15 protein-coding genes are annotated in these 14880 nt (G+C 39.1%); 13 read left to right on the top strand and 2 right to left on the bottom strand.

The features are described from left to right. Positions 1 to 561 carry a YajG family lipoprotein gene (locus tag I6F50_RS10565; protein WP_197160785.1) on the bottom strand — a complete coding sequence of 187 codons (561 nt, stop codon included), beginning with the start codon at positions 559 to 561 and terminating at the stop codon, positions 1 to 3. Continuing rightward, positions 562 to 1704 (bottom strand): methyltransferase, encoded by a 1143-nt coding sequence (locus I6F50_RS10560; RefSeq protein ID WP_007584883.1) that lies wholly within the window; start codon positions 1702 to 1704, stop codon positions 562 to 564. Between the two features lie 42 nt (positions 1705 to 1746). On the opposite strand from I6F50_RS10560, the gene I6F50_RS10555 reads away from it, so the two are divergent. The 13 genes from I6F50_RS10555 (at position 1747) to cyoA (ending at position 14878) form a co-directional block, all read left to right on the top strand. Then, a complete protein-coding gene (locus I6F50_RS10555; protein ID WP_024589283.1) occupies positions 1747 to 2358 on the top strand; it encodes an alpha-ketoglutarate-dependent dioxygenase AlkB in 612 nt (203 codons plus the stop codon). 61 nt (positions 2359 to 2419) lie between these two features. Beyond that, a complete protein-coding gene (locus tag I6F50_RS10550) occupies positions 2420 to 2731 on the top strand; it encodes a BolA family transcriptional regulator (protein WP_165728481.1) in 312 nt (103 codons plus the stop codon). A gap of 104 nt (positions 2732 to 2835) precedes the next feature. Further along, positions 2836 to 4029: an enoyl-ACP reductase FabV gene (gene fabV / locus I6F50_RS10545; protein ID WP_197176211.1), complete on the top strand. Its 1194-nt coding sequence runs from the start codon at positions 2836 to 2838 to the stop codon at positions 4027 to 4029. Positions 4030 to 4656: 627 nt separating this feature from the next. Continuing rightward, a complete protein-coding gene (locus I6F50_RS10540; RefSeq protein ID WP_197141202.1) occupies positions 4657 to 6000 on the top strand; it encodes a Na(+)-translocating NADH-quinone reductase subunit A in 1344 nt (447 codons plus the stop codon). A 4-nt stretch (positions 6001 to 6004) separates the two neighbouring features. Then, entirely contained in the window at positions 6005 to 7207 is a 1203-nt protein-coding gene (locus tag I6F50_RS10535; protein ID WP_010555189.1) for an NADH:ubiquinone reductase (Na(+)-transporting) subunit B, read from the top strand. Beyond that, positions 7200 to 7952: a Na(+)-translocating NADH-quinone reductase subunit C gene (locus tag I6F50_RS10530; RefSeq protein WP_165728484.1), complete on the top strand. Its 753-nt coding sequence runs from the start codon at positions 7200 to 7202 to the stop codon at positions 7950 to 7952. Before I6F50_RS10535 ends, I6F50_RS10530 begins: the two co-directional genes overlap by 8 nt. Next, entirely contained in the window at positions 7952 to 8584 is a 633-nt protein-coding gene (locus I6F50_RS10525) for an NADH:ubiquinone reductase (Na(+)-transporting) subunit D (RefSeq protein WP_007584891.1), read from the top strand. Before I6F50_RS10530 ends, I6F50_RS10525 begins: the two co-directional genes overlap by 1 nt. 10 nt (positions 8585 to 8594) lie before the next feature. Further along, complete coding sequence (nqrE, locus tag I6F50_RS10520) at positions 8595 to 9203, top strand: NADH:ubiquinone reductase (Na(+)-transporting) subunit E (protein WP_007584892.1); 609 nt, start codon at positions 8595 to 8597, stop codon at positions 9201 to 9203. A gap of 19 nt (positions 9204 to 9222) precedes the next feature. Continuing rightward, positions 9223 to 10452, top strand: coding sequence for an NADH:ubiquinone reductase (Na(+)-transporting) subunit F (gene nqrF, locus I6F50_RS10515; RefSeq protein WP_007584893.1), 1230 nt, complete (start codon positions 9223 to 9225; stop codon positions 10450 to 10452). 109 nt (positions 10453 to 10561) lie between these two features. Continuing rightward, positions 10562 to 11593: an FAD:protein FMN transferase gene (locus I6F50_RS10510; RefSeq protein ID WP_197119090.1), complete on the top strand. Its 1032-nt coding sequence runs from the start codon at positions 10562 to 10564 to the stop codon at positions 11591 to 11593. Between the two features lie 101 nt (positions 11594 to 11694). Continuing rightward, on the top strand, positions 11695 to 11907 hold the full coding sequence (gene nqrM / locus I6F50_RS10505; protein ID WP_007376137.1) for a (Na+)-NQR maturation NqrM: 213 nt from the start codon (positions 11695 to 11697) through the stop codon (positions 11905 to 11907). A gap of 1273 nt (positions 11908 to 13180) precedes the next feature. Continuing rightward, positions 13181 to 13600 (top strand): hypothetical protein, encoded by a 420-nt coding sequence (locus I6F50_RS10500; RefSeq protein WP_197176214.1) that lies wholly within the window; start codon positions 13181 to 13183, stop codon positions 13598 to 13600. 318 nt (positions 13601 to 13918) lie between these two features. Further along, positions 13919 to 14878: a ubiquinol oxidase subunit II gene (gene cyoA, locus I6F50_RS10495; protein WP_165728486.1), complete on the top strand. Its 960-nt coding sequence runs from the start codon at positions 13919 to 13921 to the stop codon at positions 14876 to 14878. Positions 14879 to 14880: the final 2 nt, after the last annotated feature.

Below are 14880 nucleotides of genomic sequence, written 5' to 3'. Positions count from 1 at the left end.
TTAACCTTCTAAAAATTCTATTAATTCAGGGTCAGATACAATGCGGGTAATAATTTGCTCAGTCAACTTATTGAGCTGACCTTCTATTTTTACTCGCTCGTGACTAAACGGACCTTCTAAATTAGCACTGCCTCTATACACTTTACTAAAATTACTTGAGGCGCGAATAACGCGCACGCCAAGCTTTATATGGGCTTCGCTGGTATGGCTCACTAGTTTTTCGGTTACCACCGCTTGTAGTGCATGAATATCTACTTCAAAGCGTACAGACGCTAAATTAGAAATACTGGCACCATTGCGGCTAAGGGCGCTGTCTAAAACACTTTTAACTGATTCAGTAAGGCCTTGGCTTGCAAAGGTTTTAGTTTTGTCTGATTCAATAAGTTTAAGTGTTGACGAATCGCCACGTAAATCAATTACACTGGTGCTTAAGCTACTATTTATAGTGCTTATTTGACCACTTTTATAAACAGGATTGAGTATTACTTGGCTAGGCTGATTAGCGCAGCCACCAAGTAGTAGCAATACACAACACCCAATTATAATGTTTGTTAATTTCATTTATAGCATTCCACTATTTTTAGTTGCACTTAGAACGACAAACTTTTTGTTTGAGCCTAACAACTTACAGTTTCCGAACATACGGTTTAATTTATCGTGATAATCTAAATGACGATTACCAATAATACGCAGCTCGCCGCCTTCTTTTAAAGTATCTTTTGCTTGTTTAAACATTTGCCAAGCAATGTGATCGGTAACAGCTTGAGCTTGGTGAAATGGAGGATTACAAAGCACCATATCCACACTGTCTCTTTCAAAGCCTGTTAAACAATCGTTTTCGATGAACTCACAGTTATCAAACTTATCGCCTAGGTTAATTTCTACATTTAACCGGGCTGACTCTACTGCCATGTAAGACTCATCAACAAAGGTAATTGATGCATTAGGGCAACGAGCAAGCGTCATTAATCCAACAACGCCGTTACCACAGCCTAAATCAATAATGCTTTTAGCTTTAGGTGTTTCTGGTAAGTAGTTAAAAAAGAAGCGCGCACCAATATCTAACGAATCACGCGAAAACACATTTGCATGATTTGTTATATTAAACTCAGTACCTTCAAGCTCCCATGTTATAGGGAAGTCTGCTGCTTTATATCCGCCTTTAGCTGTGCTTAATATAAGGCGAGACTTTTTAACTGCTAGGCTTGTTGTTGTTTCACCAATAAATTGCTCAAATGATTTTATTGTTGAATTATGAATTTCTTTTGTTTTACCTGCGGCAATTACTGGTGTACCAGGTGCAAGTACTTCACTAAGTTCACTTAATTGGAACTGTAAAAAACCTACATTACGAGGGATTTTAATAAGTACTAAATCTACATCCTCTGGTAATGCCGACAAACTATCTACTTGCGTAAACTCTGCTGTAGGCAGCTTGTTTTCATGTAAGTTATAAGCCGCAGCTTGGTGGCTAATATAAGAATCATTAACTGAACAAACCGTTAACTTATTAAAATAACAAGCAAGTGCACCAAAGCTATCGTTTAAAATAAGCAATGAGCGACAATCTGGGTGATGTTCGTTAACATAATTGATAAGGTACTCATCTGCCGAATCCCACGCTTGTAAGCTGCGGTTTTTTTGATCCAATGGAAAGCGTTCAAGAGTAAAGGTTTTATCGCCTAGCTGGGCTTGCGTCGTCATAATGGTTCGTTGATCAGTAATCTAATGTAGGTAAATTCTAACATGCAACGGCAAAACGCCAACCCCCAACAGTTACCAAATGGCTTTTCTTATCAAAGTAGGGCACTTAGTGCACAAAAAAGCCTCGATCTATTTTATTATTTGCAAAAAAACCTACGTTGGCAGCAACCCGATGTAACCGTTTATGGCAAAACGGGGCCTATTCCACGACTGCAATGTTTCATGAGTGATTTAAATATTGAATACGGCTATTCAAGTAGTAAGCAAATAGTAGAACCATGGGATGAATTGTTACTTAATATGCGAAAGCGTTTAGAAGCACATTTAAACCAGCCTCTAAACTCATTGCTCGTTAATTATTACCGAGATGGTAATGATACGATGGGATGGCACAGTGATGATGAAATAGAGCTTGGTGATAAACCAACAATTGTGTGTGTCTCTCTAGGAGCTGATCGGGTTTTAAAGTTAAAGCACAAGGCGAGCAATAAAGTAACCGACTTAAAATTACAAAGTGGCAGCTGTTTAATAATGAATGGACATAGCCAACGAGATTATCAACATGCAATACCTAAGCAAACCACGCTTGCGCATCCGCGCATAAGTTTAACTTACCGATTTATAAAGCACATTAAGCAAAAGCAATTTAGTTAGCCAATCGCTGCGTTAAATTGTTATAGTAAGCCTATTAATTAGCTAATTAAAATGGTCTTTTATGTCAATGCAGCAACAGATCCAAGAAAAAATAAGCAGCGCCATTGCGTGTAAACATTTAAACGTAATCAATGAAAGTCATATGCACAGTGCCGGTACTGAGTCGCATTTTAAAGTTATAGTGGTTAGCGAAGAGTTCGCGGGTAAGCGCTTATTACAACGCCATCGTGAAATTAACGAAATTTTAAAAGATGAATTAGCAAATCATATTCATGCACTCGCTATTCATACATATACACCAGACGAATATACAGAGCAGGGCGGTGAAGCGCCTGATTCTCCTAATTGTATGGGCGGCTCAAAGCTTAACTAAAATAAATAGGGAATTTGGTCGGTGTTTAACTGATCAGATCAGTGTTTTTAGTATTAGCCTTTAAACTAGCGCTAATTTTTATTGTAAAAGATATAGGATGATCAATGGTCATTAAGCCTAAAATTCGTGGATTTATCTGCACAAACGCACACCCAGCTGGTTGTGCAGAGCATGTTCAAGAACAAATTAACTATGTAAAAGAACAAGGCGCATTAAAAAGTGCACCAAAAAATGTACTAGTTATTGGCGCATCAACAGGCTACGGCTTGGCATCGCGCATTACTGCTGCGTTTGGTGGTGGTGCTAAAACATTAGGTATTTTCTTTGAAAAAGAGGGTACAGAGCGTAAAACAGGTTCTGCTGGTTGGTACAATACCGCTGCTTTTCAAGATGCAGCAGACGAAGCGGGCCTTTGGTCTAAAAATATTAATGGCGATGCGTTTTCTAACGAAATCAAGCAAAAAGCAATCGACACTATTAAAGCTGACTTGGGCAAAGTAGATTGTATTATTTACAGCTTAGCGTCTCCTCGTCGTACTGATCCAAATACCGGTGAAGTGTTTTCTTCTACACTTAAGCCAATTGGTAATGCCGTAACAACAAAAAACTTAAATACATCAAAGCGTGAAATTGATGAAATTACGGTTGAAGCTGCAAATCAAGACGATATCGACAATACCATTAAAGTAATGGGTGGTGAAGATTGGGAAATGTGGATAGACGCATTAAAAGAAGCAGATGTATTAGCCGATAACTTTAAAACGACTGCGTACACTTATATTGGTAAAGAGTTAACATGGCCAATATACGGACACGCGACTATTGGTAAGGCTAAAGAAGACTTAGACCGTGCAACGGCTGCTATTAAAGAATCAACAAAAAATTTAAAGGGTGAGGCGTATGTTTCATCACTTAATGCAGTAGTAACCCAAGCAAGTTCTGCTATTCCTATAATGCCGTTATATATTTCTGCTTTATTTAAAGTTATGAAAGCAGATGGCACATACGAAGGCACTATTGAGCAAATTCACGCATTATTTAGTGAAAACTTGTATGGTGAATCGCCTCGTTTTGACGACGGCGGGCATTTATTCCAAAACTACAAAGAGCTAGAGGACGATGTGCAAGCACGCGTTCAAGCTGTATGGGATAGTGTTGATACAAGCAGCCTTGATGAGCTAACAGACTATGTTGGTTACCATAATGAGTTTTTACGCTTATTTGGTTTTGGTATAGACGGTGTTGACTACGAGCAAGACATAGGTTCAGTTAAGCCAATTGCTAATATGATTGACTAACAGAGCTTAGGGCCTGTTTATCTTTCGAGGTTAAATTTGCAGCAGTCTGTTTGGTATTTAGGCAAGGCAGAGCCTACGTAGTGTGGTTATTCCCCATAAATGGGCGATAACGTGGAATAAATGCCAAACATGCGCTGCCCAAAGGGTTCTGCCTAGGGGCTATTTACTCTTTGTTGCTCGGTTTTTACTTAGCCCACTAGGTTACAAACCTCACGCCGCGATTAAATAGCCCCTAGATTGAACAAATTTTAATCCTGAAAGGTCAACAGGTCCTAGGTATTAAAGCCGCTATAGCGGCTTTTTTATATTATGCGATTTGTTTAATTTACGATGAAATCAGGAACAATAATTGCTTAGGCTACCACTTTGGTCTAACTTGATTTTAATTAAAGTCACTTAACAAAACCAAATAAGTGTTTCTGTCGTATAATTTTTATAAATACACTCGCATAGTCATCTAAAATGATGTTAAAATCTCGACAATATGTGATGAGTTTTACTACGTTGCTTGTTTGATATTTCTAGCAAGCTGCTCTTTTGTACCTTGATATAACTTGGAATAACTCAAATGGCGACGTGGTTGATACGATTTTTCAGTTTCTTTCCTTTAATGTAATGCAAGTGCGTATGATCAATATAAAAAAAGGTCTGGATTTACCCTTAGAGGGCTCGCCACAGCAAGTTATACATGACGGTTCTGCTGTCAAACGTGTAGCTGTGCTTGGTGAAGAGTTTATCGGTATGCGTCCAACCATGCATGTTCGTGTGGATGACCAAGTCAAAAAAGGCCAGGTACTTTTTGAAGATAAAAAGAACCCAGGCGTCCTATTTACTGCTCCAGCTTCTGGCACAGTAAAAGAAATAAATCGTGGTGCTAAACGTGTGCTGCAATCTGTTGTTATTGAAGTTAACGGCAGTGAGCAAATCACCTTTGACTCTTTCAAAGCAGACGAGCTTGCGAGCTTAGAGCGTGAAAAAGCCAAAGAAGTACTTATCCAGTCTGGTCAATGGACAGCACTTCGTGTTCGCCCATTCAGCAAAGTAGCGGCTGTGGATGCAAATCCTAGTTCTATTTTTGTGACCGCAACTGACACAAACCCATTAGCTGCAGATCCTGCAGTAATAATTGCCGAAAATGCGCAAGCATTTGAAGCGGGTCTTGCTGTTATTTCGCGTTTGACCGATGGCAAAGTATTTGTGTGTAAAAAAGCAGGTAGCCAAGTTCCTAGCTCATCTATAGCTCAAGTAGAAGTACATGAGTTTGGTGGTGTGCATCCGGCTGGCCTCGTTGGCACTCATATCCATCATCTTGATGCAGTTTCTGTTAGCAAACAAGTTTGGCATATTGGTTACCAAGACGTTATTGCGTATGGTCACTTATTCCTTACTGGTGAAATTTACACAAATCGTGTTATTTCGCTTGCAGGTCCTCGCGTTAAAAACCCACGTTTAGTGAAAACACAACTAGGTGCTTCATTGGATGATTTAGTGGCTGGTGAGCTAGAAGACGGAGATAACCGTGTTATTTCTGGTTCTGTTCTATCAGGTTCTATTTCAAACGGTGTTCATGCATTCTTAGGTCGTTACCACGTTCAAGTATCTGTTTTACTTGAAGGTCGCGAAAAAGAATTGTTTGGCTGGATTGCACCAGGTAGTGATAAATTCTCTGTAACGCGTACATTCCTTTCTCACCTTGCGCCGAGTCGTTTATTTAAAATGACAACGTCAACAGGTGGTTCAAAACGTGCCATGGTACCAATTGGTAGCTACGAGCGCGTAATGCCGCTGGATATTTTGCCTACTCTATTATTACGTGACTTAATTGCGCGTGATTTAGACAGTGCAATTTCATTAGGCGCGCTTGAACTTGATGAAGAAGATTTAGCGTTATGTACCTTCGTTTGTCCTGGCAAATACGAGTATGGTTCTATCCTACGCGATTGCTTAACTACGATCGAGAAGGAAGGCTAGAGAGATGGGTTTAAAAAAATATCTAGAAGATATCGAGCCGAATTTTGAAGCCGGTGGTAAATATGAAAAATTTTATGCTCTGTATGAAGCAGCTGCAACTATTTTTTATACACCAGGCTACGTAAATAAAGGCGCGACACACGTACGCGATAACATCGACCTAAAACGCATGATGATTTTAGTGTGGATGGCGACGTTCCCAGCTATGTTTTTTGGTATGTTCAATATCGGCCATCAGGCCGCAGGTGCTTTAGCACAAGGTTTTGAACTAGCAAACACGTGGCAAGTTGGTTTGTTCCAGTTATTCGGTGGTGAATTAACCGCTGATGCAGGCTGGGGCGCTAAGATGTTCTATGGAGCATGTTTCTTCCTACCTATCTACGCGGTAACATTTGCAGTTGGTGGCTTTTGGGAAGTAATATTTGCTTCTGTGCGTAAGCATGAAATTAACGAAGGTTTCTTCGTTACTTCAGTGCTATTTGCACTTATTTTGCCAGCAACGATTCCTTTATGGCAAGTTGCGTTAGGTATTACGTTTGGTGTAGTTATCGCTAAAGAAATCTTTGGTGGTACTGGCCGTAACTTCTTAAACCCTGCTTTAGCCGGCCGTGCATTTTTGTTCTTTGCATACCCAGCTCAAATCTCAGGTGACACAGTATGGACAGCAGTAGATTCGTTCTCTGGTGCAACTATGCTAGGCCAAGCATTTGCTGGCACACTTGATTTTGCAAACATGGAATTATGGTGGAATGCGTTTTACGGTTTCATTCAAGGTTCTGTAGGTGAAACATCTACACTTGCATTATTAGTAGGTGGTTTGTTCTTAATTTACGTTCGTATCGCTTCTTGGCGCATCGTACTAGGTGTATTCCTAGGTATGGTAGCAACTGCATTTTTACTAAATGCTGTTGGCTCAGAAACTAACCCTGTATTTGCAATGCCTTGGTATTGGCATTTAGTACTTGGTGGCTTTGCGTTCGGTATGTTCTTTATGGCTACTGACCCTGTATCAGCTGCATTTACTGACAAAGGTAAATTAGCATATGGTCTATTAATTGGCTTTATGGTGGTTATGATACGTGTTGTGAATCCTGCTTTCCCAGAAGGTATGATGCTAGCAATCTTATTTGCTAACTTATTCGCTCCACTGTTCGATCACTTTGTAGTGCAGGCTAATATTAAGCGGAGGTTGGCACGTAATGTCTAGTAATAACGAATCAATCGGTAAAACGTTATCAGTTGTTGTCGCACTATGTTTAGTGTGTGCAATCATTGTATCGTTTGCTTCTGTACAGCTTCGTCCTTTACAGCAAGCTAATAAAGAAAAAGATATTCAAAGTAATATCTTGGCTGCTGCGGGTATCGATAAAGTTGAAAATGTTTTAGAAACATTTGATGCAAAAATCGAAGCGCGCGTTGTAAACATGACTACAGGTGAGTTTGTAGATACAGACCCAACAATCTTTGACTTTGAAAAAAGCAAATATGATGCAGCGCTAAGTGTTTCTCTTAAAGAGAAAGGCGTTAAAGATATTGCTGGTATTCAACGTGTGACTAAAGAGTCGCCGGTGTATATCTCTAAAAAAGAAGATGGTTCAGTTGATGCAATTATTCTTCCTATCCAAGGCTACGGTTTATGGGGCTTAATGTACGGTTTTATCTCGCTTGAAAGCGATGCTGAAACTGTTAAGAGCATTATCTTTTACAAGCATAATGAAACCCCTGGTCTAGGTGGCGAAATTCAGAATCCACAGTGGACGGCTACATGGGAAGGTAAAGAACTTCCAATTCAAATTGTTAAAGGTACTGCGGGCAATGATGAGCATAAGATCGATGGTCTTTCAGGTGCTACATTAACGTCTAACGGTGTTGATCATGCAGTTGATTTTTGGACTGGCGAAAATGGCTTTGGCCCTTTCCTTGCGAAAGTACGTAAAGGAGCATTGAAATAATGGCTGATACTAAAGAAATGAAGGCGGTCCTATTTGGTCCGGTTTTAGCTAACAACCCAATCGCACTACAAGTACTTGGTATTTGTTCAGCGCTAGCGGTAACGTCTAGCTTAAAAAATGCGTTAATCATGTCAATTGCATTGACACTAGTAACAGCGTTTTCGAGCTTCTTTATCTCGCTTATTCGTAACCAGATCCCATCATCTGTTCGTATCATCGTACAAATGACAATTATTGCATCATTGGTAATCGTTGTTGACCAAGTATTACAGGCATTCTCTTACGCTACGGCAAAAGAGCTTTCTGTATTCGTTGGTCTAATCATTACTAACTGTATCGTAATGGGTCGTGCTGAAGCATATGCGATGAAGTCGCCACCAATTATGTCTTTCCTTGACGGTATTGGTAATGGCTTAGGCTATTCTGTAGTACTACTTACTGTTGGTTTCATTCGTGAGCTATTCGGTAAGGGTTCACTATTCGGTGTTGATATTATCCCATTAGTACAAGATGGCGGTTGGTATCAGCCTATGGGTCTATTGATCTTACCACCGAGTGCATTCTTCATCATTGGTTTATTCATATGGGTACTTCGTACTTATAAGAAAGACCAAGTAGAAGCTAAAGCGTAAGGGGCAAATAGTGGAACATTATATTAGTTTATTTGTAAAAGCCGTTTTTATTGAGAACTTAGCGTTGTCATTCTTCTTAGGCATGTGTACTTTTTTAGCAGTATCTAAAAAAGTAACTACATCAATTGGCCTAGGTATAGCGGTTATAGTTGTATTGGGTATTTCTGTACCTGTTAACAACTTGGTTTACCATGCGGTACTTGCACCAGGTTCACTTACTTGGTTAGGTTACCCGGATGCGGATCTTAGCTTTTTACGTTTCTTAACTTTCATTGGTGTTATTGCAGCACTTGTGCAAATTCTTGAAATGGCATTAGATAAGTTTTTCCCTGCACTATACAACGCATTAGGTATCTTCTTGCCACTTATCACAGTTAACTGTGCAATATTTGGTGCGGTATCTTTCATGGTTGAGCGTAACTATGACTTCGGCGAGTCTGTTGTTTATGGTATTGGCGCTGGTGTTGGTTGGGCACTTGCAATTACATTACTTGCAGGTATCCGTGAGAAACTGAAATATTCAGACGTGCCAGACGGCTTACGTGGTTTAGGTATTACCTTCATCACTGTTGGTTTAATGGGACTTGGCTTTATGTCATTCTCTGGTATTTCACTGTAAAGGGTAGCGAGGATAAATCATGGATTATCAGATTTTCTTAGGCGTTGGTGTTTTCATCGCTATCGTTGTACTACTAGTTTTAGTGATCATTGGTGCTAAATCTCAGTTAGTTGCAAGCGGTGACATCATCATCGGTATTAATGGCGATAAAGACAAAGCCATTACTACATCAGCAGGTAATAAGCTTTTAAGTGCATTATCTGAGTCAGGTATTTTCGTATCATCTGCTTGTGGTGGCGGTGGCTCTTGTGGTCAGTGTCGTGTTCACATTAAAGAAGGTGGCGGCGATATCTTGCCAACTGAACTTGATCACATATCTAAAGGTGAAGCCCGTGAAGGCTGTCGTTTAGCGTGTCAGGTAAATGTTAAAAACGACATGGAAATTGAACTTGAAGAGTCAATTTTCGGTGTTAAAAAATGGGATTGTGAAGTTATCTCTAACGATAACAAAGCAACGTTCATTAAAGAACTTAAACTGCAAATCCCTGGTGATGAGTCAGTGCCTTTCCGTGCGGGTGGTTACATCCAAATTGAAGCGCCACCTCACCATGTTAAATATGCAGATTTTGATGTTCCTGAAGAATATCGTGGCGACTGGAACCATTTTGGTTTCTTCGATCTGGAGTCAAAAGTAGACGAAGAAACTATTCGTGCATACTCAATGGCTAACTACCCAGAAGAAGAAGGCATCATTATGCTTAACGTGCGTATTGCTGCTCCGCCTCCGAGAAACCTAAGCTTGCCATGTGGTAAAATGTCTTCGTACATTTGGTCACTTACAAAAGGCGACAAGGTAACTATTTCAGGTCCATTTGGTGAGTTCTTTGCTAAAGACACAGATGCAGAAATGATCTTTGTTGGTGGTGGTGCTGGTATGGCGCCAATGCGTTCACATATCTTTGACCAACTTAAACGTTTGAACTCTAAACGTAAGATGAGCTTTTGGTATGGTGCACGTTCTGAACGTGAAATGTTCTACGTAGAAGATTTTGACGGCCTAGCCGCTGAAAATCCTAACTTCGTATGGCATACAGCGCTTTCAGATCCACAACCTGAAGATAACTGGGAAGGCTATACTGGCTTTATCCATAACGTGTTATTTGAGAACTATCTTAAAGATCACGAAGCGCCGGAAGATTGTGAGTACTACATGTGTGGTCCTCCAATGATGAACGCGGCAGTTATTACTATGCTTAAAGATTTAGGTGTTGAAGACGAAAATATCTTATTAGATGATTTTGGTGGCTAACACTAATACCAAAACAGTTTAGTTTTGGTTAAAATACCAGCCTCGTAGCACTTGTGTTACGAGGCTTTTTTTATTCTTTAATTTTATCAATCTATTAAGTAGAGCTGTTATGAATCGAGTAAGTACTTCACAAGGCATAATGGCCTTTTTACTAATCACACTGACCTTATTACTGTCTGGGTGTGGTGAAAAACCAGAGTCGAGGGAAACCTTTTTAGAAGGTAAGACTATGGGAACCACTTATCATATTAAATATTATGATGAGCAAACCCAGCTATCGGCCTCACAATTACAGCTGCAAATAGACGCTGTTTTAAAAGATGTAAATCAGTCTATGTCTACTTATATAGAAGACTCTGAAATAAATACATTTAACAGATTACCTGCAAATCAAGTGATGCCAATTAGCGAAGATTTTAGGGCTGTTATAAGCGAATCTATTCGCTTAGGTGAATCAACTAAAACACTTGATGTAACCATGGGACCTCTCATTGACTTATGGGGCTTTGGTCCTGATAAAAAACCAACCAATCGCCCAACAGATGAAGAGCTTGCTTCAATGGTTGAAAAAATAGGTATTGATAAGCTTATTTTAAATGGACAGGGTTTAGCTAAAACAGTTAATGGGTTAGAGCTTTCGTTTTCAGCAACGGCTAAAGGCTACGGTATCGACAAAGTAGCGCAGCTATTAGAAAGCCACAGTATTACTAACTACATGGTTGAGATTGGTGGTGAGCTACGTATAGCGGGTGAAAAGCCAAATAACCAGGATTGGAAAATTGCGATAGAACAACCAGATGCACAACCTGGAGAGCGTAAAGTACACCGTGTTTTATCACCAGGTACAAGTGGGATCGCAACATCAGGTGATTACCGTATTTTTTATAAAATGGATGGGGAGATCTATACTCATTTAATTGACCCTGTAACCGGCATGCCTATTAAGCACGACTTAGTGTCGGTAACTGTGCTTCATCCAAGCGCTATGACAGCAGATGGTTTAGCGACTGCTCTTACTGTGATGGGTATGGAGAAAGCTCAGGCATATGCTCAGCAGCACGATTTGCCAGTGTATTTAATAGGTAAATCAGAAGAGGGTTTAGTTACTTATTCAAGCCCTGCATTTAAACCTTATTTATAGTATGGTGCAGCCTTGTTTATTTCCAGATTATTTGGGTATATAATAACACTTGCTCAAAAATGTTTGAGTTTAATTAATTGCTGATCAATAGGGGCTAAGCAATGTCACTTTTTCTTCTTACTTTTGGCTTACTAATTTTAATAGTGTCGGCAATGGCCGTTGGTATGATCGTGCAAAAAAAATCTATGGCAAGTAGCTGTGGTGGTTTAGGTTCGGTTGGTATTGATAAAGCCTGTGATTGCGATGATCCATGTGATAAACGCAAAAACCGTTTAGCTAAAGAGCAAGCCTGGAAAGAAAATCAAATTATTTAAGTTCTCTTAAATATTAAAAAGCGCTTTATAGCGCTTTTTTTGTGTCTGTAAAACCTCTTATCTTTTTTATTTCATAAGTAATCCAATCTTAATGTATTAGACAAACGTCTATAGTTTAGTTTTTTTCACCTATTAGGTTTATTTTTCTCGTTTGTCAAATTGGAGCTAACACTCTAAAGTTTAATCATAGACACAGAGCAAGGCTCTAGTCATAAGCTTGAGGCAAAGTTGGTCTCGCTTAAAAGAATCTTTATATTGTGTGTGAAGATGTTGTCAGTGTGAAAGGCAACTCAAATTCGGTGGTGACTACATTTGAGTTGTTTTTATTTCCCTACAATGTCACGCAGTGTAAACCAAAAATCTTTATATTGTGTGTGAAGATGTTGTCAGTGTGAAAGGCAACTCAAATTCGGTGGTGACTGCATTTGAGTTGTTTTTATTTCCCTACAATGCCACGTAATGTAAACCAAGAATCTTTATATTGTGTGTGAAGATGTTGTCAGTGTGAAAGGCAACTCAAATTCGGTGGTGACTGCATTTGAGTTGTTTTTATTTCCCTACAATGCCACGTAATGTAAACCAAGAATCTTTATATTGTGTGTGAAGATGTTGTCAGTGTGAAAGGCAACTCAAATTCGGTGGTGACTGCATTTGAGTTGTTTTTATTTCCTTACAATGCCACGCAGTGTAAACAAAAAATCTTTATATTGTGTGTGAAGATGTTGTCAGTGTGAAAGGCAACTCAAATCCGGTGGTGACTGTATTTGAGTTGTTTTTATTTCCCTACAATGCCACGCAGTGTAAACAAAAAATCTTTATATTGTGTGTGAAGATGTTGTCAGTGTGAAAAGCGGCTCAATTTCGGTGGTGACTGAATTTGGGCTGTTTTTATTTGTGCGACACAATTATTATTCCTTCCAAAAAACCTATAATTTTATTAAATATACCTCTTTAAATTGTTTTTAATTTAAATTAACCCTATGTTTTTTAAGTTGTTATTTTTTATTAACAAAATAGCTTCTAAAGCTTAACTCAAATTTATTGTTTTTTAGTTGAACAGAAAATTCTCTTTGTTATACTCACGTTCGAACTTTCAGTAAGTTTTGAAAGTTTGATTGATACGGATCAATTTTCACAAGGTGAATTTGTGCTAACCGGATTTGATCGTATTCAGCACCTGATTTTTGGGCTTACAGCAGCAATGTTTTTCAAATTTTTCCATTGCTTTGTATTACTTTAATTTTGTTATAGTCATTTAAGTAGGTTAATGTCTTTGAACACACTTTCTTTACATCATACCAATACTGATCTCGCCCCAAGCAAGCCAGTTACGTGTGAACGCTTGAATAAAGCGGGTAAGGGCGTGTGTGTAGCTATAACTTTATTAGTGTTTAATACGGTCATGTTGTTAAGCGGTGCACTAGAGGATGCCTTCAAGCTTGAGGCGCTATTAAGTGATGGGTTTATTGTAGAGCCACTGTTACTTACTATTGCCGGATTTTTAGCTCATCCAATCATTTCAAGTCAGTTACTTATTGGCCTTTGTTGGTTATTGTTCCATATTTTTCCAGCGCGTCGTGCTGGAATTATCCTCCGTAAAGCAGCCTTTGCTTTTAGCGAGGCTAAAGTTCTTCAGCCAGTGCATGTTGCACATGGTTGTCGTGCTCCACCTAGCTTTACAGGTTGTCTGTAAGGCTGCATCTTGTTGCTGGTTTTAATTATTTGTTCTTGCTGTAAATAATTAAGGTTAGCTAAAACAAAGTAGCTCTGTGTTTTTTAAGCACACTTCAGCCAACCACCACTCACCCAAGTTAACTTTTATTACGTTATATAAATGCGTTTAGAAAGCTGGGTTTGTTGCTAGGTCATTAATGGCATGAGCTTTAGGTTTTGAATAGCCCCCTTATTTTTATAATTTAATTCTAGTTAACTTGGGTTTTTATTGAAAAATCGTTGCTTTGGTTTTTATGCAAAGCAGCAAACTGAAACTCTAGGTTTGTAGGATACTCCCTTGTTAATTCGTAACCTTTGTAATATTGCTTTAGCTAGTACCGTGCTGGCGTTGTCAGGCTGTAAAGGCGGGATACTCGATCCAAAAGGGCAGATAGGCATAGATGAGAAAAATTTAATTATCATCGCAACCGTGCTTATGTTGCTTGTAGTCGTTCCCGTTATTGTGATGACTTTGTATTTCGCATGGAAATATAGAGACACGCAAACTCATGAAATTTACGCTCCAAAATGGGCTCATTCAAATAAAATTGAAGCCGCAGTTTGGGCTGTTCCTATTGTTATTGTGATTATTTTAGGTGTTATTACCTGGGTGTCTACCCAAGAGCTAGACCCTTACAAACCCATTGAAGGTAAAGGTAAGCATCTTACTGTTGAAGTGGTGTCATTAAATTGGAAGTGGCTATTTATTTATCCTGAGCAAGGTATTGCTACGGTTAATGAATTAGTGTTTCCGGCAAATGTACCTGTTGAATATAAAATCACGTCAGAGAGCACAATGAATTCATTTTTTATTCCGCAATTGGGTAGTCAAATATACTCAATGGCTGGGATGGAAACCAAGCTTCACTTAATTGCAAATGAGCCAGGTACGTTTAAAGGTTTCTCAGCAAATTACAGTGGTGCAGGTTTTACTGGTATGAAGTTTAATGCCATTGCTACCCCTACTCAAGCTGGTTTTGATAAGTGGGTGAGTGATGTAAAAGCGAATTCAAGCGCTAATAATCTGACTCATGCAAATTATGTTGAGCTTGCAAAAGCGAGCGAAAATAATCCTGTTGCTTATTACGGTAAAGTTGAAGACAGCTTATTTCATACCATTATCATGAAATATATGCAGGCGCATGGCGATATGAATAAAAAGCACAATGCGATGAGCGAACATGGCGAGATGGGTATGCAACATCACGCAATGGACAAACATTCAGCGAAACCATCACACAGCCAGGACGAGGAATAATA

The organism is Pseudoalteromonas sp. NZS127_1, from assembly GCF_015864295.1.
In the GTDB taxonomy this organism is placed as follows: domain Bacteria; phylum Pseudomonadota; class Gammaproteobacteria; order Enterobacterales; family Alteromonadaceae; genus Pseudoalteromonas; species Pseudoalteromonas arctica.
Note: the sequence above shows the minus strand (reverse complement) of the source record. Positions and strands in the feature narration are given on the sequence as shown.